Origin of the sequence: Marivita sp. S0852 (assembly GCF_046591575.1) — a bacterium.
Classification (GTDB): domain Bacteria; phylum Pseudomonadota; class Alphaproteobacteria; order Rhodobacterales; family Rhodobacteraceae; genus Marivita.
In genome coordinates, this window is record NZ_JBIQWA010000002.1 from 83,872 (window position 1) to 103,271 (window position 19,400).

24 protein-coding genes are annotated in these 19,400 nt (G+C 58.7%); 15 read left to right on the top strand and 9 right to left on the bottom strand.

What is annotated here, in order from left to right; genetic code table 11:
- Nucleotides 1-15: 15 nt before the first annotated feature.
- A complete protein-coding gene (locus ACG74X_RS04520) occupies nucleotides 16-387 on the bottom strand; it encodes a tellurite resistance TerB family protein (RefSeq protein WP_411233330.1) in 372 nt (123 codons plus the stop codon).
- A 180-nt stretch (nucleotides 388-567) separates the two neighbouring features.
- On the opposite strand from ACG74X_RS04520, the gene ACG74X_RS04525 reads away from it, so the two are divergent.
- Both ACG74X_RS04525 and ACG74X_RS04530 read left to right on the top strand, forming a co-directional pair.
- Nucleotides 568-2,145: a lysine--tRNA ligase gene (locus ACG74X_RS04525; protein ID WP_411232965.1), complete on the top strand. Its 1,578-nt coding sequence runs from the start codon at nucleotides 568-570 to the stop codon at nucleotides 2,143-2,145.
- Nucleotides 2,146-2,208: 63 nt separating this feature from the next.
- On the top strand, nucleotides 2,209-2,625 hold the full coding sequence (locus tag ACG74X_RS04530) for a DUF4864 domain-containing protein (protein ID WP_411232966.1): 417 nt from the start codon (nucleotides 2,209-2,211) through the stop codon (nucleotides 2,623-2,625).
- Between the two features lie 19 nt (nucleotides 2,626-2,644).
- Here the strand turns inward: ACG74X_RS04530 and ACG74X_RS04535 are convergent, their stop codons facing one another.
- On the bottom strand, nucleotides 2,645-3,124 hold the full coding sequence (locus ACG74X_RS04535) for a HugZ family protein (RefSeq protein WP_411232967.1): 480 nt from the start codon (nucleotides 3,122-3,124) through the stop codon (nucleotides 2,645-2,647).
- 96 nt (nucleotides 3,125-3,220) lie between these two features.
- Between ACG74X_RS04535 and parA the strand changes: the two genes are divergently transcribed.
- From parA to ACG74X_RS04575, 8 genes are all read left to right on the top strand, one after another.
- Nucleotides 3,221-3,862: a ParA family partition ATPase gene (gene parA, locus ACG74X_RS04540; RefSeq protein ID WP_411232968.1), complete on the top strand. Its 642-nt coding sequence runs from the start codon at nucleotides 3,221-3,223 to the stop codon at nucleotides 3,860-3,862.
- Nucleotides 3,863-3,893: 31 nt separating this feature from the next.
- A complete protein-coding gene (locus ACG74X_RS04545) occupies nucleotides 3,894-4,739 on the top strand; it encodes a DUF6206 family protein (RefSeq protein ID WP_411232969.1) in 846 nt (281 codons plus the stop codon).
- Nucleotides 4,740-4,836: 97 nt separating this feature from the next.
- Nucleotides 4,837-5,244 carry a universal stress protein gene (locus ACG74X_RS04550; RefSeq protein ID WP_411232971.1) on the top strand — a complete coding sequence of 136 codons (408 nt, stop codon included), beginning with the start codon at nucleotides 4,837-4,839 and terminating at the stop codon, nucleotides 5,242-5,244.
- An 87-nt stretch (nucleotides 5,245-5,331) separates the two neighbouring features.
- On the top strand, nucleotides 5,332-6,321 hold the full coding sequence (gene meaB / locus ACG74X_RS04555; protein WP_411232972.1) for a methylmalonyl Co-A mutase-associated GTPase MeaB: 990 nt from the start codon (nucleotides 5,332-5,334) through the stop codon (nucleotides 6,319-6,321).
- Nucleotides 6,318-7,121, top strand: a complete 804-nt coding sequence (locus ACG74X_RS04560; RefSeq protein ID WP_411232973.1) for an alpha/beta fold hydrolase — start codon at nucleotides 6,318-6,320, stop codon at nucleotides 7,119-7,121. Before meaB ends, ACG74X_RS04560 begins: the two co-directional genes overlap by 4 nt.
- Before the next feature lie 451 nt (nucleotides 7,122-7,572).
- Nucleotides 7,573-7,863 (top strand): 50S ribosomal protein L28, encoded by a 291-nt coding sequence (rpmB, locus tag ACG74X_RS04565; RefSeq protein ID WP_411232974.1) that lies wholly within the window; start codon nucleotides 7,573-7,575, stop codon nucleotides 7,861-7,863.
- A 103-nt stretch (nucleotides 7,864-7,966) separates the two neighbouring features.
- On the top strand, nucleotides 7,967-8,317 hold the full coding sequence (locus ACG74X_RS04570; RefSeq protein WP_411232975.1) for a hypothetical protein: 351 nt from the start codon (nucleotides 7,967-7,969) through the stop codon (nucleotides 8,315-8,317).
- Between the two features lie 40 nt (nucleotides 8,318-8,357).
- The gene (locus tag ACG74X_RS04575; RefSeq protein WP_411232976.1) at nucleotides 8,358-8,828 is read left to right on the top strand and encodes a copper chaperone PCu(A)C; all 471 of its coding nucleotides are present in this window, start codon (nucleotides 8,358-8,360) and stop codon (nucleotides 8,826-8,828) included.
- A gap of 26 nt (nucleotides 8,829-8,854) precedes the next feature.
- On the opposite strand, the gene ACG74X_RS04580 is transcribed toward ACG74X_RS04575, so the two are convergent.
- Nucleotides 8,855-9,556 (bottom strand): NAD-dependent deacylase, encoded by a 702-nt coding sequence (locus tag ACG74X_RS04580; RefSeq protein WP_411232977.1) that lies wholly within the window; start codon nucleotides 9,554-9,556, stop codon nucleotides 8,855-8,857.
- A gap of 42 nt (nucleotides 9,557-9,598) precedes the next feature.
- Here ACG74X_RS04580 and ACG74X_RS04585 point away from each other — a divergent pair, with 42 nt between their 5' ends.
- Complete coding sequence (locus ACG74X_RS04585; protein WP_411232978.1) at nucleotides 9,599-10,048, top strand: low molecular weight protein-tyrosine-phosphatase; 450 nt, start codon at nucleotides 9,599-9,601, stop codon at nucleotides 10,046-10,048.
- On the opposite strand, the gene ACG74X_RS04590 is transcribed toward ACG74X_RS04585, so the two are convergent.
- From ACG74X_RS04590 to lepA, 4 genes are all read right to left on the bottom strand, one after another.
- On the bottom strand, nucleotides 10,045-10,227 hold the full coding sequence (locus ACG74X_RS04590; protein WP_411232979.1) for a hypothetical protein: 183 nt from the start codon (nucleotides 10,225-10,227) through the stop codon (nucleotides 10,045-10,047). The genes ACG74X_RS04585 and ACG74X_RS04590 overlap by 4 nt on opposite strands.
- Nucleotides 10,228-10,294: 67 nt before the next feature.
- A complete protein-coding gene (locus ACG74X_RS04595; protein ID WP_411232980.1) occupies nucleotides 10,295-10,597 on the bottom strand; it encodes a DUF6455 family protein in 303 nt (100 codons plus the stop codon).
- A 143-nt stretch (nucleotides 10,598-10,740) separates the two neighbouring features.
- The gene (locus ACG74X_RS04600) at nucleotides 10,741-11,058 is read right to left on the bottom strand and encodes a TraR/DksA family transcriptional regulator (RefSeq protein WP_411232981.1); all 318 of its coding nucleotides are present in this window, start codon (nucleotides 11,056-11,058) and stop codon (nucleotides 10,741-10,743) included.
- Between the two features lie 263 nt (nucleotides 11,059-11,321).
- Nucleotides 11,322-13,124: a translation elongation factor 4 gene (lepA, locus tag ACG74X_RS04605; RefSeq protein ID WP_411232982.1), complete on the bottom strand. Its 1,803-nt coding sequence runs from the start codon at nucleotides 13,122-13,124 to the stop codon at nucleotides 11,322-11,324.
- A gap of 176 nt (nucleotides 13,125-13,300) precedes the next feature.
- On the opposite strand from lepA, the gene ACG74X_RS04610 reads away from it, so the two are divergent.
- The gene (locus ACG74X_RS04610) at nucleotides 13,301-13,648 is read left to right on the top strand and encodes a hypothetical protein (RefSeq protein WP_411232983.1); all 348 of its coding nucleotides are present in this window, start codon (nucleotides 13,301-13,303) and stop codon (nucleotides 13,646-13,648) included.
- Here ACG74X_RS04610 and ACG74X_RS04615 read toward each other — a convergent pair.
- The gene (locus ACG74X_RS04615) at nucleotides 13,642-14,406 is read right to left on the bottom strand and encodes an alpha/beta fold hydrolase (protein ID WP_411232984.1); all 765 of its coding nucleotides are present in this window, start codon (nucleotides 14,404-14,406) and stop codon (nucleotides 13,642-13,644) included. The genes ACG74X_RS04610 and ACG74X_RS04615 overlap by 7 nt on opposite strands.
- Before the next feature lie 63 nt (nucleotides 14,407-14,469).
- Between ACG74X_RS04615 and ACG74X_RS04620 the strand changes: the two genes are divergently transcribed.
- From ACG74X_RS04620 to ACG74X_RS04630, 3 genes are read left to right on the top strand one after another with little or no spacing between them, the layout of a single operon-like run.
- Nucleotides 14,470-14,844, top strand: a complete 375-nt coding sequence (locus tag ACG74X_RS04620; protein WP_411232985.1) for a hypothetical protein — start codon at nucleotides 14,470-14,472, stop codon at nucleotides 14,842-14,844.
- A gap of 41 nt (nucleotides 14,845-14,885) precedes the next feature.
- A complete protein-coding gene (locus ACG74X_RS04625; RefSeq protein ID WP_411232986.1) occupies nucleotides 14,886-15,551 on the top strand; it encodes an SDR family NAD(P)-dependent oxidoreductase in 666 nt (221 codons plus the stop codon).
- A complete protein-coding gene (locus ACG74X_RS04630; RefSeq protein WP_411232987.1) occupies nucleotides 15,545-17,059 on the top strand; it encodes a cryptochrome/photolyase family protein in 1,515 nt (504 codons plus the stop codon). Before ACG74X_RS04625 ends, ACG74X_RS04630 begins: the two co-directional genes overlap by 7 nt.
- Before the next feature lie 3 nt (nucleotides 17,060-17,062).
- Here ACG74X_RS04630 and ACG74X_RS04635 read toward each other — a convergent pair whose 3' ends face one another.
- The gene (locus ACG74X_RS04635; RefSeq protein WP_411232988.1) at nucleotides 17,063-19,342 is read right to left on the bottom strand and encodes an NADP-dependent malic enzyme; all 2,280 of its coding nucleotides are present in this window, start codon (nucleotides 19,340-19,342) and stop codon (nucleotides 17,063-17,065) included.
- Nucleotides 19,343-19,400 lie beyond the last annotated feature (58 nt).

The window sequence follows — 19,400 nt, forward strand, 5'->3', positions numbered from 1 at the left end:
GATCAGCTGCCAGTTCTAGAGTTTCATATGCCGCGCGCGCGATCCACGTTCGATGGCGGCGGCATGAAGGCGGTCAAGGTTCAGCTCGTAGCGGATTTCTTCCAAAAGCCGCAGCTCTGTTTCCTTCAACGTTCCGTCCGCCGCGGCCACATCGCATGCCAGCGCATAGGCGGTTTCAAACAACCGGTCCGGCAGATTGTCGCGGATCAGACCGAACAGTGCATCCAGCCCGTCTTCCTGTTCAAAAAGCTCGAACACCAGGGCGGACATCATCGGAATATGCGATTCGTCGTATTCGGCAAACACTGGCAAATTGTTCACAGCCGAGTTGATTTTGACCAATTCCGCAGTGCGGATTCGCTCGTCCGAGGCCGATACCGCGATCATCAACGCAACCAGACAATCCTGTGGGCTAAGCGGGCGGGGTATCGTATCTGGCACAATGATGGCTTTCTGAACGGGAAACAGGACAAACCCAACTTATTGACCCGCCCGCGCCCCCGCAATAGGGAGAACGCCTTAAACCCCGCCATTCCCGGCGATTGTCCAAATCGGAGAACCTGAGCAATGTCTGATCTGCGCGAAGCTGCAATGACCTCAAAGGCCTGGCCCTTTGAAGAGGCGCGCCGGTTGCTCAAACGCTACGAGAAAGCGCCACCGGAAAAGGGCTATGTCCTGTTCGAAACGGGCTACGGGCCAAGCGGTTTGCCGCATATCGGCACCTTCGGCGAAGTCGCGCGCACCACGATGGTGCGGCGCGCTTTTGAAGTGATCTCGGATATCCCGACCAAGCTGATCTGCTTTTCCGACGATCTTGATGGCATGCGCAAAATCCCGGGCAATGTCCCCAACCCCGAGATGCTGGAAGAGCATTTGCAGCGCCCTTTGACGGACGTGCCGGACCCGTTCGGCACACATGACAGCTTTGGCGCGCACAACAATGCGATGCTCAACCGCTTTCTGGACACGTTCGGGTTCGAATATGAATTCATCTCATCCACCGAATTCTACCGCTCGGGCCGCTTTGACGAGGTGCTGTTGCGCGCCGCCGAACGGTATGACGATGTGATGGCCGTCATGCTCAAATCCCTGCGCGATGAACGGCGCGAGACCTATTCGATCTTCCTGCCGATCCATCCCGACACAGGCCGCGTGCTCTACGTGCCGATGAAGAACGTCGACGCGGCCAAGGGCGAGGTGACGTTCGACGACGAGGACGGGCGCGAGATCACGCTGCCGGTCACAGGCGGGAACGTCAAACTTCAGTGGAAGCCCGATTTCGGCGCGCGCTGGGCGGCGTTGGATGTGGACTTTGAGATGTACGGCAAGGACCACAGCACCAACACGCCGATCTACGACCGCATCTGCGAAATCCTGGGCGGGCGCAAGCCCGAGCATTTCACCTATGAGCTGTTCCTCGATGCGAACGGTCAGAAAATCTCGAAGACCACCGGCAATGGCGTGTCCATTGACGAATGGCTGACCTATGCCAGCACGGAATCCTTGTCGTATTTCATGTATCTCAAGCCCAAAACGGCGAAGCGGATGCATTTTGATGTGATCCCGAAGGCGGTCGATGAATACCACCAGCAACTGCGCGCCTTCCCGACGCAGGACGCCAAGGCGCAGGCGAACAATCCGGTGTGGCACATTCATTCCGGCGATGTGCCTGAATCGAAAATGGTCGTGCCGTTCTCGATGCTGCTGAACCTCGCCAGCGCTGCCGGGGCCGAGGACAAGGACGCGATGTGGGGCTTTATCAAGCGCTATGCGCCCGAGGCTTCACCGGAAACGCATCCTGACCTCGATCAGGCGGCGGGCTTTGCGGTGAAGTATTACGAAGACTTCGTGAAGCCCACCAAAACCTACCGCGCGCCCAACGATCAGGAACGCGCGGCGATGGAAGACCTTGCCGCCCGGCTTGAGGCGCATGACGGTGCGACCGACGACGAGACGTTGCAAACGCTGGTCTTTGCGGTGGGCAAAGACCACGGCTTCGATCCGCTCCGCGATTGGTTCAAGGCGCTTTACGAGGTTCTGCTGGGCCAATCCCAAGGCCCACGCTTTGGCGGCTTCATCGCCCTTTACGGCGTGCCGGAAACGGTGGGGCTGATCCGCAAAGGCCTGGCGGGCGAGCTTCGCTAACGGGCCGGTTTTGCCAGCTTCCCTTCCTGCGCTACTTTAGAGAAAAGCACAGGAAGGGTTTTTATGGGCACCCAAATCACCGGACTTATCTTGGCCATGACATTGGCCAGCACGCTTTGGGCACAAGAGGTTTTGTCGCCTGATCCCGAGATCGAACAAACGATTCAACGCCAGATTGACGCGTTTCTCCAGGATGATTTTGAAACCGCCTTTACCTTTGCCAGCCCCAATATCCGCAATATGTTCCGCACACCGGAAAATTTCGGTCGTATGGTTCAACAGGGATACCCGATGGTCTGGCGCCCCGAGGATGTGCAATTCGGAGCGCTGCGGAACATTGCGGGCGCGCTGTATCAGACTGTGATCCTGAAAGACGCGGCTGGCGATCTGCATTATCTGGACTACCGGATGGACCAGATTGACGGCGTATGGCGCATTTCGGGTGTGCAAATCCTGCAGGCCCCAAAGGTGTCGGCCTAAAGCCGCATCTGGAAGCGGGTCAGTCCAAATCCTCTGGGCCAAGGATATAGGCCTTGCCAAACCCACCGTTCAAATGCGCCCCAAGCGGGGTGAACTGAACAAGGGCGAAATCCGCGAACCCGATATACAGCTTTGCTTTCGGCTGCTTTGTCAGAAAGGCCTGCGCCAATCGGGCATGCGACACATCGGTGTGACGGACGAAAGACGCTTTTGCCTGCAGGCTCAACCGGGGATGGGTCAATGGGTCGCCTTTGGGCCCCGGTTCTCCGATCAGCAGGGAGCAAACCGGAATTTTCTGCAGTGCAGCACTGTGATGGCTCAAGTCAGAGATCAGGCTCAGCGGCAAGCGATCCGGTCCCTCGACCAGCGCAATCCGACTGACCATCGGCGCGCCCGTGTCTGGGTCAATGAACGAAAGCGCCGCAAACCGTGCGTCCTGCAGAATGCTGCGCACCATGTCGCGGGCTGCGTCGTCAAGCGGGCGAATAGGTGATTTCATCGCATCAAACCTTTGCTCAATTCCGGGTGTGGCAATTTTTATGCTGCAGCTGCACAATAACCACCGTACCCTCCGGTCGAATCGGGGGATGACCATATGACCGGACATGTCATTACTGTAGCACAGCAAAAAGGCGGCTCTGGCAAGACGACGGTGTCGGCCAATCTAGCCACTGGCTTTTTGCGTCAGGGCAAACGCGTGGCGCTGGTGGATATTGATCCGCAAGGCAGTCTGGGCCGGTGGTTCATGACCCGGATTGATGGCGAAACCGGTCCGGTAGACCATCTTGAATTTGCCACATCTTCGGCCTGGGGCATCACCTATGAGGTGCGCAAACTGTCTGACAGTCATGACATCGTCATCATCGACACCCCGCCCAAGGCCGACAGCGATCTGCGTCCGGCGTTGCGGGTGGCCGATCTGGTTGTGGTGCCTGTCAGCGTCAGCCATGTGGACCTGTGGGCCACCGAAGGTGTGCTTGATCTGGCGCGCCGTGAAGGCAAAGAGGCGTTGGTGGTGCTGAACCGCGCCCGCAAAAACACCCGCCTTGGCACCGAGGTGTCAGAGGCCGCCGAAAAGCTGCAGGCGCGTATTGCCGACGCGCAATTGGCCAATCGGGTGATCTATGCCGAGGCCTTGGGGCAGGGGCGCGGTGCCGCCGAGGGCCGCAAGACACCCGCGCAAGCCGAAGTGGACGCGCTGACCTCAGAGGTGGCAGAGGTGTTGGCAAACAGGTAGAGCCTGTGCACCAACATCCGGAGTCCGCCTTATGACCGACCTTGCCGCCCTCAAAGACGTGATCCGCGCGGATGGTGTAGCCCGCGGTCAGACCGTTTCAAAGCTTGGCTATTTCTGTGCGCCGTTCCGCCCTGCCACCGGCCCGTTTTCGGACAAGGTGATCAAGGTCTATCGCGGTCTGCGCGATCCGGAGGCGCTCGACCGGCTTGGGCAATGTCATGAAGATTATGTGAAGGCCCTGAACCAGGCGGGTGTGGCGCTTCCGACAACTGAATTTCACCTCCTTGATATCGACGCGGTGCGCATCCCGGTCATCGTTCAGCAAGCGCTTCCTGCCGAATCGATGATGCGCCCGCAGATGATGTCGGCAAGTCGTGACCAAACACTTAAGATGATGGAGGCGGCGGGCGATGTCATTGCCACGTTCTGGAACAACGCCGATCAGTTCGAGACCCGGATCGGCTTTCATCCGTCGATCCGCAATTTCGCCTATCTGGAGGGCGAGGCGCTTTTCTTTGATACATTTCCGCCCCTGATCCACTACAGCCGCGCCGAGATGGGCAAGATGTTGCTGTTGTTTTCCGACAAAGCGCTGATGCGCTGGGTTGGGCCGCTGCTGCAAAACAAAGTCACCGCAATTCAGGATGAATGGTATTCGGCCCCGGAAACGCTTGTCGGGCTGGTCGGCTCTGCCTGTCGCCTGCGCCCCGGGGACGCGGATGCATACCTTGACTGGGGGCGGGATTTCACCGCCCGGCGCATGCCACGTTGGGCAGATGAGGCCTTGCCAAACCTGCAACACCCGCCGCGCCTGCCGGGATATTGGACAGGGTTCCGCAAACTTCTGGGCCTGCAAGGGGAACCGAACGTCCGGTAACACCGCGCAATCACCGCCAAAGCCGATCTGATGCGGATCAAGGCCAACACCATCTGGCCGCGCTATGATGCCTATATCAGCGAATAGGAGGGGTCTGATGTATTCGAATATCCTTGTTCCCATTGCACTCGACAACGAAGATGACCGCACGGCACATGCGATCTCGGTGGCGAAAAAGCTGGCCGATGACGGTGCGCGGATCACGCTTTTGCATGTGGTCGAATCCGTGCCAAGCTATGCAATTTCCTATATTTCATCAGACATTCTGGACGCCACGCGCACAGGTATCGAAAAAGAGATGGAGCGTCTGGCCGCCGATGCCGGGGCTGTGGCCAAGGTGATCGAAGGCCATTCCGGACGGTCGATTCTGGACTATGCCGAAGAGCACGGCCCCGACCTGATCGTCATCGCGTCGCACCGTCCGGGGATGCAGACGTTGCTTCTTGGGTCGACGGCCACGCATGTTGTGCGCCATGCACGATGCGCGGTTCACGTGCTGCGGTAATACGGCAGGCCTCTGACGCTCTGACGGCTTTACTTGTCCGCCGCCCCCATGCCACATCTGCGGGTGAACAAAGACGGAGCCCCGCGCATGGATATTGACGATCTGGCCCGCCGCATCTTGTCCGGTGAACGCCGCGCTTTGGCCCGGGCCATCACCCTTGCGGAAAGCGGGCGGTCCGATCATCGCCAGCAGGCCATTCAGCTGCTGGATCGGTTGCGCGGTCATGGTCGGCAGGCCCTGCGTATTGGCCTGTCGGGCACACCCGGTGTGGGCAAATCAACCTTCATCGAATCCTTCGGTCTGATGCTGACGGGGCAGGGGCTCAAGGTGGCGGTTCTTGCGGTTGATCCCAGTTCGGCGCGCTCTGGAGGGTCGATTTTGGGGGACAAGACCCGGATGGAACATCTGGCCCGCGATCGCAACGCGTTTATCCGGCCCTCTCCGTCGCAATCCCATCTGGGCGGTGTCGCCCGGCGCACCCGCGAGGCCATCGACCTGTGCGAAGCTGCGGGATTTGATGTGGTCCTGATCGAAACCGTCGGGGTGGGCCAGTCGGAAACCGTGGTCGCCGAAATGTCTGACCTGTTTTTGTTGCTGTTGGCCCCGGCGGGTGGGGATGAACTGCAAGGTGTCAAACGCGGCATCATGGAAATGGCGGATATCATCCTGGTCAACAAGGCCGACGGAGAGCTGAAATCGGCAGCCATGCGCACCTGTGCGGATTATGCCGGCGCGCTGCGTCTGCTGCGCAAACGCCCGCAAGACCCAAAGGGCTTTCCCAAAGCGATGACGGTTTCGGCGCTTGAGGAACAGGGGTTGGAAACGGCGTGGACCGAGATGCAATCGCTTGCAGAGTGGCGGCGCGACAACAGCCATTTCGATGCCCGCCGCGCTGCGCAATCGCGTTACTGGTTCGAAGCCGAATTGCGTCAGGCCATTCTGGCACGGCTTGAACGGGAGCCGATCAAGGGGATGGTCGACGCGCTTGGGCTGCAGGTTGAAAACGGTGAGCAAACGCCGGGTCAGGCCGCAGAACGCGTGCTGGCGCAGCTTGAGGGGCGGGGCCCCATACCGTGAGTTTTCTCCGCCTCGACGCCTATGATGCAACGATCAGATGGCTGGATCTTGGGGCAGGGGATCCGATCTTGTTCTTGCCCGGCCTGAGCATGCCGGTCTGCGCCACATTCGCCGCTGTCGCCGCAGATCCCGCCTTGCACGGGCGACGGTGCATTCTGCTTGATTATCTGGGCTCCGGACAATCTGACACGCCCTGCGATTTTGAATATTCGCTGGGGTGCCATGTCGATACGGTGATTGCGGTGCTGGATCATTTGGGCATCTCTGGCATTGATGTGGTGGGTCACAGCATGGGCGGCACTGTCGGCATCTGCCTGGCCCTGTCCCATCCGCACCGGGTGCGGCGGCTGATTGTTGGCGAAGCCAATGTCGATCCCGGCGGAGGTCTGATGTCTCTGCGGATCACTGAAGCGGGTGAGGACGTGTTTTTGGCGTCCGGGCACCGCGCATTGTTGGCGGATCTACGCGGCAAGGCGCGGTTGGGGTCTGCTGGCGCGGACCGTCTTGCCGCCGCGTGGCAGACCGCCGATCCCCGTGGTCTGTACCGCAATGCCCGCGCATTGGTGGACTTGCCGAAAGATTTCTTTGATCGCTTTGCCGCATTAGAGATGCCGAAAGCCTTTTTCCTGGGCGAAAAAAGCCTGCGCTGGGGCACCACGCCAGACACACCCGCACCAGAGCGTTTGCGATCCAATGGAATCACGCCGCTGATTATCCCCAAGGCCGGGCACAGCATGATGCTGGATAATCCTTCTGAATTTATGGGCATGCTGCGATCTGCATTGACTACCGCGTCATAGATGCTGGGCCTCACAATGCTGTCCTTTTCAACGTCGGTGAAAAGGGGGCTCTGCCCCCGGCCTTCGGCCTCCCCCGAGATATTTGATAAACAGAGACCTTGGCACCGTGCACCCCCTGCACAGCGGCAGGGGGCGTCTCCGTTTACGGCCATCGGCGTCTCCGCCTGTACCGCAGGCCCATCTAAGCGCAGCCAGGTAAACACTTGCTTAAATCTCTGTTTCAAAAATATCTTGGGGTGAATGTCGCCAAAGGCGACAGAGGGGCAACGCCAATTGTCTGTCGAGTTCTCTGTCGGGCATCGGGTCATTCGTATTTCCCGCGCTGGCCACTTGACGCCTTTCGTGCATGCCTCTAAGGACAGCCAACGAGATTCCGGGCGCTGCCAGGTGGTGCCCTTTGCTATTGGCGGACGGTTTGAGTGTCCGGCTGTGATAAAACGAGGATGAACCCATGTCGCGTGTGTGCGAACTGACCGGTAAGGGCCCAATGACTGGCAACAATGTCAGCCATGCCAACAACAAGACACGTCGGCGTTTCCTGCCGAACCTGAATGACGTGACGCTGCAGTCCGAAACACTGGGCCGCGGCATCAAGATGCGGATTTCTGCACATGCGCTGCGCAGCGTTGACCATCGCGGCGGGCTAGATAAATTCTTGGCCAAAGCCAAGGACACAGAGCTGTCGGCAAACGCGCTCAAGGTGAAAAAAGAAATCGCAAAGGCGCAGACGGCACAAGCCTGAATCGCTTTTGAACCGATGTAAAACAGCCTCGTTCGGGTTTGCCGGGCGGGGCTGTTTCCTTTTGCCACGTTGTCTGCGACTGCAGTGCGTTTAGGACGGCGACATGCGGACTGTGATACGCCAGACAACTCTGTGTGTGCTGCTGCTGGTGATTGGATTTGCCAGTGTTCAGCTGGCTGCGGCGCGCGGTCAGGCTCCCGCTGTTGGGACAATGGTGATCTGCACCGGCACAGGTCCGATCCATATTCTTGTTGACGAAAACGGAGACCCGACCGGTGCGGTTATGGTGTGTCCGGATTACGCTTTGGCGTTTTTTGCCGATATCACGGGCAGCACACCCCAGGCAAAGCGCGTCGATCTTTTGACGTCCCTTTGGACCAGCCGGACGCGGGCGCGCGCCGCTGAACAGGAGGCTCCGTCCTCCCATGCACGGGGGCCGCCAATTTCTGTTTGATGCACCAAATTTCACGTATTTCAGACAGAAAGACACCAAGATGTTCAAAACCACGATTCTCTCTGCAGCAGCAGCCCTGTTGCTGGCTGTTCCGGCTTTTGCGGAAATAGAAATCCACGATCAATACGCCCGCGCGGCGACGCCCACCTCGAAAACCGGGGCGGCGTTTATGATGATCCGGAACACGGGCGATGAGGCAGACCGCCTGATCGGCGCAGACAGCGACGCCGCAGCGCGGGTCGAACTGCACACCCATCTGGAAGATGCCAATGGTGTGATGCGGATGATCCATGTCGAAGACGGGTTCGAGCTTCCCGTGGATGGGGAAATCGCAATGGTACGCGGTGGCAAACACGTCATGCTGATTGGGTTGACCAATGCGCTCAACCATGGCGATTCGATTTCAGTGACCTTGAGTTTCGAGAAAGCCGGCGATGTTGTGGTTGATATTCCGGTCGATCTTGAGCGTCAGGATCACGGCACCATGATGAACCACGGCTCAGACGGCTGACCATGTTGGGCGGGGGAAACCCCGCCTTACGCTTGGCTCAACAGCCGACCCACCCATTGCGGCACTGTTTCACTGGCTGGTCCTGTGATCTGGTCCTGGAACGCGTATGACATATCGCTGTCTTTCAGGTTCAACTCGACAGTGGCGGCCCCGGCCGACAGCGCCTCTTGCACGAAACCCGCCGCCGGATATACCTGCCCGGATGTTCCAATGGCTGCGAACAGGTCACAGTTTTGCAGCGCGGACAGGATGTCTTGCATGTGGTAGGGCATTTCGCCGAACCAGACGATGTCAGGCCGCGCGGTATGCGCGCCGCAGGCCGGGCAGGTGTCCTCGACCGACAGGTCAGCAGGAGAGTCCCATCGGTGCGCACAGGCGGCGCATAAGGCGCGCATCAGTGCGCCGTGCATGTGAACCGCACGTGATCCCGATTTTTCGTGCAGGTCATCGACATTTTGCGTCACCAGCAACAGATCATAGGGCCATTTCTGCTGAAGCTCTGTCAGGGCATGATGGGCTGCGTTTGGCATGGCGTGCAAAGCCTGTTTGCGCCGTGCGTTGTAAAAGCGATGCACGCGGGCAGGATTGCGGGCAAACGCTTCGGGTGTGGCCACCTCTTCGATCCGGTGTTGTGCCCAAAGGCCATTTTCGTCGCGAAACGTGCTTAACCCGCTTTCGGCGGAAATGCCTGCTCCGGTCAGGATCACGATGTTTCCGGTTTTGGTCATGTCGGGCCTTTCCTCTGGCCTGCGGGTTGGGTTAGGTGCGCTATGACGTATCGTATCCTCTTTGTCTGTCTCGGCAATATTTGCCGGTCTCCCACCGCCGAAGCGGTCACCCGCGCAAAGGCAAAAGCGCTTGGGATTGATCTGACGCTGGACAGTGCCGGAACAGAGGGGTGGCATCAAGGCAAACCGCCTTACGGCCCGATGTCAGACGTGGCCAAGGCAGCCGGATATGACATGTCCACCCTGCGCGCGCGTCAGGTGACGCCTGCGGACAGGTCTGAGTTTGATCTGATTATCGCGATGGATGCGCAAAACCAAAGGGATCTGGCGCATCTTGAGGTGCCAGTGGCGCGGTTCACCGATTACGCCCCACACACTGGCGCGGAATATGTGCCCGATCCGTATTACACCCGCGATTTTGAAGGCGCGCTGGCGCTTATCGAAACCTGTGCCGATGGTTTGTTGACGACGCTTGCCGATAAACCGCGTTAAGTATTGTAAATTTCGCGCGCCACATACCATGAGACCGGCAGCGCCAGAACCGCGCCGATGCCCGCTGCGACCAATATTGGAACAAGTGTGCCATATCCGGCTGTCAGCACCGCAATCACGCCGATGCCCGCCAGTGATGTGCCAATAAGAGAATACAAAATACTTGCAAGACGCAGCATTTCTGCCTCCAAACGTTGTCATTGACAGAGGTATTTCACAGCCGGGATTCTGTGACTTTGACCGGGATCAAGTCGCCGACTGAATACGGGGCTGCTGTGTTTTCAGCGCATTACACGCGGTTTCCAGCTCAAGAAAGCTGTTGCGATTGTGGCACCAGGGCGGCGGGCCTTCCTGGCCTTGCTTTTGCCAATCCACGCAATAGCCTGGGCATTTGCACGACCCGCAGGCCAGCAACGTGGCCCGCAATTCGTGAAACACAAGCGGCGCTTCCTCTTCGGTTGGTGCAAGCGACAGATGCGTCAGCATCCGTTCATGGGCCGATAATCGTGCGTCGAATGTTTCGCGCATATTGTCCAGTAAGTCTGACACGTTCTCCTCCTGATTGTAGCCAAAACTTCATGGGTCGATGTCGGGATTTTTGAAATGGTAACTTTGCCCTGTGACATATGTCCAATTTCATGGGCAGATTTCAGCCGATCGCAGGCCCCCCCTTGTGCTGGCCAGACCCCAATTCATGGGCCCATACAGCGCTTGCACAACGCGGCTTCGGGTACGGCTGTCAGCCGCTCGTCCGAAATTGTGTCGCCGCATTTCGGGCAGATCCCGTATTCGCCATCTTCGATGCGCTGGAGCGCGGCATCTATCTTGCGCAGCTCGTCCAGTTCAACATTGCCCAACGCCTCAAGCACCTCGTCGCCCTGGCGTTCAGAGGCACGATCCTCCCAATCCTTTGGCGGGGTTTCGTCAAGGCTTTGTTCGATATCTTTCAAATCGCCGGTGATTTCGGCCCGACGTTTCAGAAGCGTCTGTTTTTGAACGGCAATATCCATGTCGCGTCTCCTTGGCGTGATAGAAGAGTGCCATGGCTTAAGAAAAATACGTTGATTTAGGTCAAAGCACCGATGCCGCGCGGCCAAAATGGGGTGCCGGACTGATCCGGGCCGCAACAGAAAAACCGCGGCCACATTGCGGAGTGCGGCCCGGCCCGTTCAAGGTATTGCGCTGTAATTGTCATCAGAATCGACGTTTTGAATGCGCGACGACACCACAGTCGCGCACAAAAGCGGAAACAGACTCTAAAGGTCAAACGTCGTCAGCTATCCATTTTCAGCGCCGAAATGAACGCCTCTTGCGGGATATCGACCCGACCGAATTGGCGCATCTTCTTCTTGCCCGCCTTCTGCTTTTCCAGCAGCTTTTTCTTTCGGGTCGCATCGCCGCCATAGCACTTGGCCGTCACGTCCTTGCGCAGCGCGGCTAGTGTTTCGCGCGCAATGACCTTGCCGCCAATCGCCGCCTGAATCGGGATCTTGAACATATGGCGCGGGATCAGATCCTTGAGTTTCTCGCACATCGCGCGGCCGCGCATCTCGGCCCGGTCGCGGTGGACCATGGTTGACAGCGCATCGACCGGTTCGTCGTTCACAAGGATCTGCATTTTGACAAGGTTGTCCTCGCGGTAGCCCGACATCTGATAGTCGAACGACGCATAGCCTTTGGTCACCGATTTCAGACGGTCGTAGAAATCGAACACCACTTCGTTCAGGGGCAGGTCATAGACCACCAGCGCGCGGCTGCCAACATAGGTCAGGTCAAGCTGTTCGCCGCGACGGTCCTGACACAGCTTGAGCACGTCGCCAAGATAGTCATCGGGCACAAGGATCGACGCCTTGATGCGTGGCTCTTCGATGTGGTCAATGGTGGACGGATCGGGCATGTCGGCCGGGTTGTGCAGTTCCTGCATCTCGCCATCTTTGGTGTAGACGTGATAAATCACCGATGGCGCGGTGGTGATCAGGTCGATATCATATTCACGTTCCAGCCGGTCGCGGATGACTTCAAGGTGCAACAAGCCAAGGAACCCGCACCGGAACCCAAAGCCAAGCGCGGCAGAGGTTTCCATCTCGGACGTGAAGGACGCATCGTTCAGGGCCAGCTTTTCGATAGCCCCGCGCATGTCTTCGAAATCATTTGCATCCACCGGGAACAGACCACAGAACACCACCGGGATCGACGGCTTAAAGCCGGGCAGGGGTGTCTCTACGCCCTTTTTCTCTGTTGTGATCGTGTCACCGACGCGGGTGTCGCGCACCTGTTTGATCTGCGCGGTGATATAGCCGATCTCTCCGGGGCCCAGCTCTTTGACCTCTTGCATCGCCGGACGGTAGACGCCGATGCGGTCGATGTCATAGGTGCCGCCGGTTTTCATCATCTTGATGCGCTGGCCCTTTTTCAGCACGCCGTCGATGACGCGCACAATCACCACCACCCCCAGATAGGGATCATATTTACTGTCCACCAGCATCGCCTTAAGCGGCGCGTCCGCATCGCCCTCGTGCGGCTGAGGCAGGCGTTTGACAATTGCCTCCAGCACCGCCGGGATGCCGATGCCCGTCTTGGCCGATATTTCCAACGCGTCAGACGCATCAATGCCGATCACGTCCTCGATCTGTTCTTTGACCCGGTCGGGTTCGGACGCGGGCAGGTCGATCTTGTTCAAAACCGGAACGATCTCGTGATCTGCATCAATCGCGGTGTAAACATTGGCCAAAGTCTGCGCCTCGACGCCCTGCGTGGCGTCCACCACCAGCAGTGACCCTTCGACCGCGCGCATAGAGCGGCTGACTTCATAAGCGAAATCGACATGTCCGGGTGTGTCGATCAGGTTGAGGATGTAAACCTCGCCATCCTCGGCCTTGTATTCGATCCGGACGGTGTTGGCCTTGATCGTGATCCCCCGCTCGCGTTCGATATCCATCGAATCAAGCAGCTGCTCTTTCATCTCGCGATCGGCGACCGTGTTGGTGGATTGGATCAACCGGTCGGCAAGGGTGGATTTCCCGTGGTCGATATGCGCCACGATCGAGAAATTGCGGATGCGAGAAAGCTCTGTCATGCGCCGGATATGATGCGGTTTTGGGGTCCGGTCAAGATGGTGTGATGGTTGTGCGCCGATTGACAAATGGTGATTTGAAAACGCGGGCCTGTTCAGGCATGATCAAACCGAGGGCAGCCGCGCATCACACGGGCACCAGACCCATGGCGCGAAACGACCAAAAATGGGCAGGCAAGATGAAAGTTTTGGTAGCATTGGCAGTGGCGGCGCTTGTCGCGGGGTGCGGTGGAAACCGGTTTGATCGCGGCGACGGCGGACAAGTCACACGTCTGTCCAGCGGTCCGATCAGCCGCGCGTGTATGTCGTCAGACCGGCGGGCGCGCAATGCGCAGCTGTGTGGATGTATCCAGACCGTGGCCAATCAAACCCTGACGCGCAGCGACCAACGCAAGACCGTGCGGTTTTTCCGCGACCCGCAGCGGGCGCAGGATATCAAAATGTCCCAAACGGCAGCCGACGATGCCTTCTGGGACCGCTACAAAGCGTTTTCCGCACGCTCTGAACGATCCTGCCGAGGCTATTGACCATAATCCAGAAACGCGCGCACAGAGGCTTCGAATTCCCTTGGCTTTTCGGCATGAAGCCAATGCCCGGCCCCCGGAATCTTTGCAAACCGTGCTTTAGGAAACAGCGTTCTGATGGTGGGTCGGCTGTCTGACGTGACATACTCGGACTGCGCCCCCGACAAAAAAAGCGTCGGCCCGTCGAACTGGCCTGTCACATCCGGAAACCCAAGGATATTCGGCATTTCCGCGGCCAGCACCTCCAGGTTCAGCTTCCAGCGTTTTGCCTTCAAATCCAAAGACTGAGTGAAAAACGCCTGTAGCGTGGGGTCGTCCACATGCCGCGCAAGCTGTGCTGATGCGTCGGACCGTTTCTCGACCAATGACAGATCAACGTCGCGCATGGCGTTGATAAAGGGCATTTGCGAATGTCCGTAGGTCACCGGAGCAATGTCAGCGACCAGCAACCGGTTGACCAGATCAGGCCGCCGCAGCGCCAGCACCATTGCCGCCTTGCCCCCCATCGAATGCCCAACCACATCCATCGGGGCCCCCTGTGCGTCGATCACCCGCGCAAGATCATCGGCCATGGCGTCATAGCTGTGCCGGTCGGACCAAAAACTGTCGCCGTGATTGCGCATATCGACCGCAGTGACCGGGCCACGATCAGACAGGCGTTTGGCGATCACCCCCCAGTTGCGGCCCGAGCCAAAAAGCCCGTGGACAATCAAAACAGGTGTGGCGGTTCCGTCAGAGGGGTGTTTAAGCGTGTTCAGCATCCGTGTTACATACGGGCGCATCATAGGCTTGAGCAAGATGGTGCAGAGGCTTAGGACACACAAATGGATCGGACCAACAGCATAGAGGCTCAGGTCAGCACCCTGCGGGATCTGCTGGCCCGTCAGGTTGGCGCGCGGCGTGGCTCTTTGGCCAAGCGGCTCGCGACGGCTGGACGCCTGCTGCCGGCTGGTGTGCGCAATGATATCGCCGCAGTTGCCGATGCCGAACACATGGCCGAACACCCCAAGATCAGACGGCGGCTTGATCCGGGGGCCACGCAGGCCGCCTGTGACCGCGCCGCGACGTTCTTGCGGGCAATTGACGTCAAGGATCGCCGCAAGGGGCTTGTTTTGTCGATCTTGGGAAGTGTGGCGTTCAACATTCTGGCGGTGGTCACGCTTTTGATCATTGTCCTGCGTTGGCGCGGACTTGTGTGACAGCGTTGACCCAGCCCCATGCCACCCTAGGTGGCGAGATCATGAAAACAGCACTTATTATTGGCGCAAGCGGCGGCATCGGGTCAGCCCTATGCGCGGCCCTGTCGCAAAAAGGCGTCGACGTCACCACCCTTTCGCGCACGGACGATGGCTTGGATGTCACGGACGAGACCAGCGTGGCGTCGGCACTGCAGTCCTTGAACGGACCGTTTGACCTGATCTTTGTTGCGACAGGGGCCTTGGAGATCAACGGCGCAGCACCCGAAAAAACCATCAAATCGGTCACGGCGGACGCGCTGGTCGATCAGTTTATGCTCAACACGGTTGGACCCTCGCTGGTTCTGAAACATGCCGTTCGGCTATTGCCGCGCAAGGGGCGGTCGGTGTTTGCCGCCTTGTCGGCGCGGGTCGGGTCGATTGGCGACAATCGGCTTGGCGGATGGTACAGCTATCGCACCTCCAAGGCCGCTTTGAACCAGATGGTCCACAGTGCCGCTATAGAACTGGGTCGCACGCATAAAGACCTGATCTGTGTCACGCTGCATCCGGGCACCGTGCAGACCGACTTCACCGCAAAATATGTCGACCGCCATGCCTCCGTCCCGGCCGGGGATGCGGCCCGGAACCTTATTGAAGTTCTGAACGGGCTAACCGTGGAGGACACCGGCAAGTTCTTTGACTGGCAAGGCAAAGAGGTGCCGTGGTGAGCAAACTTATCCTGGTTCTGGGGGATCAGCTGACCGAGACGCTGTCGGCGCTGAAGGCGGCGGACAAAGCGTCGGATCATGTGGTCATGGCCGAGGTGGCCGAAGAAGCCACGTACGTCCAACACCACCCGAAAAAGATTGCGTTTATCTTTGCCGCGATGCGCAAGTTTGCCAAGCGGTTGCGCGATGCGGGATGGGATGTGCGTTATACGCAGCTTGACGATACGGAAAACGCCGGGTCGATCCCCGGCGAATTGCTGCGGCGGGCAGAGGAAACAGGCGCATCCGAGGTTATCGCAACCCAGCCCGGCGAATGGCGTCTGATCCGGGCGCTTGAAGACATGCCGCTTAAGCTGACGATGAAAACCGACACCCGCTTTGTCAGCACGCAAGAGGAATTCGATGCCTGGGCCGAGGGCCGCAAGGCGCTGCGGATGGAGTATTTCTACCGCGACATGCGGCGCAAAACCGGCCTTTTGATGGACGGCGATCAGCCCGAGGGTGGCAAGTGGAACTACGACGCCGAGAACCGCAAACCGGCCCCGGATGACATCGCCTTTTCCGGCCCGATGCAATTCACCCCGGATGATATTGTCGGGGATGTGCTTGATCTTGTTGAGGCGCGATTTGGCAATTCTTTCGGCCAGTTACGCCCGTTCTGGTTTGCCACGGATCAGGAACAGGCCCGGCGTGCGCTGACCCATTTCATCACCTATGCGCTGCCCCGCTTTGGCGATTTTCAGGATGCGATGATGAACGACAATCGTTTCCTCTACCACGCTCTGATCTCGCCCTATCTGAATGTCGGTTTGCTGGATCCGATCGAGGTCTGCAAGGCGGCGGAAGAGGCGTATAAAGACGGTCATGCACCGCTCAATGCAGTCGAAGGCTTCATTCGCCAGATCATCGGCTGGCGCGAATACGTGCGCGGCATTTATTTCCGCGAAGGGCCTGACTATCCCCGCCGCAACGCGCTCAATCACCAGCGCAAACTGCCTGATTTCTACTGGACCGGCGACACCGACATGAACTGCCTGTCCAAATCCATCACCCAAACCGCAGAAGAGGCCTATGCCCATCACATTCAACGCCTGATGGTCACAGGCAATTTTGCACTCTTGGCCGGGATCAACCCGCACGAGGTGCATGACTGGTATTTGCGCGTTTACATCGACGCCTTCGAATGGGTCGAAGCGCCGAATGTCGTGGGCATGAGCCAATTCGCCGATAACGGAATCATCGCCTCAAAACCCTATGTCTCCTCTGGGGCATATATCAATCGGATGTCGGATTACTGCAAATCCTGCCGCTACAAGGTGACCGCCAAAACAGGCCCCAACGCGTGCCCGTTCAACACGCTTTACTGGCATTTTCTTGACCGCCATTCCGACAAATTCGCAAAAAACCAGCGCATGAACCAGATTTACGCCAATTGGCGGCGCATGGACGAGGATCGAAAAACCACGATCCTGTCCGAAGCACAGACGTTTCTGGACAGCTTGACCTGACGCCTAGCCGTAGCGCGCCACCGGTGTTCCCGCGATGGCGGCCATGTTCAGCAATCCGCGCGGGGTGATGCCCGGTGTGACAACATGCGCCCGGTTGCCCATGCCCATCAGGATCGGTCCGACTTCCAACCCGCCGGCGCGCATTTTCAGAATGTTACGCGTGGCGGATGCGGCGTCGGCGTGGCCAAAGATCAGCGCATTTGCCACGCCCTGCATGCGATTGCCCGGCAACAGCCGTTCACGCAGCTCTGGGTCAAGGGCCGCGTCGACGTTCATTTCGCCCTCGTAGCAGAAATCGCGTGGCTTTGAATCAAGCAGTTCAATCGCCGCGCGCAACCGTTTGCCTGACCCTTCGGCCTGATTGCCGAATTGCGATTGCGAACACAACGCAATGTTTGGTGTCAGCCCGAATCGCCGCACATGTCGGGCCGCCCCGATCGCCGACAGCGCCAGTTCTTCGGGCGTGGGTAGGGAATGGACATGGGTGTCGGCGATGAACAGGGGGCCATCCTCTAGGATCATCATGCTCAGCGCCCCATGCGGGGCCAGCTGATCATTGCCCAGAACCTGCTGAATGTAATTCAGATGCCACCGGTATTCACCGAAGGTGCCGCAGATCAGACTGTCGGCCTCTTCGCGATGCACCATGACCGCGCCGATTGCGGTTGTGTTGGTCCGCATGATGGCACGGGCCAGATCAGGTGTAACGCCGCGCCGGGCCATGATGTCGTGATAGGTGCCCCAGTAATCGCGATAGCGCGGGTCGTTTTGCGGGTTCACGATGGTGAAATCACGCTCCGGCCGAATTTCCAGCCCCAACCGTTCGCACCGCGTGGCGATCACCTCGGGGCGGCCGATCAGAATAGGGGTTTCGGTGGTTTCCTCAAGGATCGCCTGCGCCGCGCGCAACACGCGTTCATCCTCGCCCTCGGCAAACACAATACGCCGCGCGGCTGTGGCGGCGGCTTCAAAGACCGGTCGCATCAGCAAGGCTGATTTATAGACATTGGCGTCCAGCTTGTTCTTGTAGGCCGTCAGATCTTCGAGAGGGCGTGTGGCCACACCAGACTCCATCGCCGCTTTGGCAACGGCAGTGGACACGACGCCCGATAAGCGCGGGTCAAACGGTTTGGGGATCAGATACTCTGCCCCGAATGTCATCTGCTCACCGCGATAGGCGGCGGCTGCCTCGGCGCTTGTTGTGGCGCGCGCCAGTTGCGCGATGCCTTCTACGCAGGCAATCTGCATCGCGTCATTGATCTCGGTTGCGCCAACATCCAGCGCGCCGCGGAAAATGAACGGGAAGCACAGAACGTTGTTCACCTGATTGGGAATATCGCTCCGGCCCGTGGCCATGATCGCATCCGGTGCCACCTGCCGGACTTCCTCGGGCAGGATTTCCGGTGTCGGATTGGCCAGCGCAAAGATGATCGGACGCTGTGCCATCCGCGCAACCATGTCGGGTTTCAGCACTTTGGGGCCGCTCAACCCAAGAAACAGGTCGGCCCCCTCTACGACGTCGTCCAACGTGCGCAGATCCGTCTTTTGCGCAAAGGCGGCTTTTTGCGGGTTCATGTCCTCGACCCGGCCTTCATAGACCAGACCGTGAATATCGCAGAGCCAGATGTTTTCGCGTTTGACGCCCAGCTTCAGCAGCATGTTGAGACAGGCAATCCCCGCAGCGCCGCCGCCGGTGGACACAACCTTGATATCCGCAAACGATTTCCCGGCCACGTATAACGCATTTGTGGCAGCCGCACCGACAACAATCGCGGTACCGTGCTGGTCATCATGGAACACCGGGATGTTCATGCGTTCGCGACACAGCTTTTCAACGACAAAACAATCCGGTGCCTTGATATCTTCCAGATTGATCGCGCCGAAGGTCGGCTCCAGCGCGCATACAATATCAGCCAGCTTTTCCGGGTCGCTTTCGTTCACTTCGATATCGAAACAGTCGATATTGGCGAATTTCTTGAACAGAACCGCCTTGCCTTCCATCACCGGCTTGGAGGCCAATGCGCCGATATTGCCCAGACCCAGAACCGCCGTGCCGTTGGTCACCACCGCCACCAGATTGCCCTTGGAGGTATAGCGCGCCGCAGCGCTGGTATCGGCCTTGATCTCAAGACAGGCTTCGGCCACGCCGGGGCTGTACGCCCGCGCCAGATCTCGGCCGTTGGCTAACGGCTTGGTCGCCCGGATCTCAAGCTTGCCCGGTTTCGGATGCTCGTGATAAAACAGGGCCGCCTGACGCAGCGTTTCGTTTGTGTTGTCCGACATGACATGGCCCCCTCAAAATTTAGTTGAGCGGTAAACCAATCTGGACAAAAACAAAAGA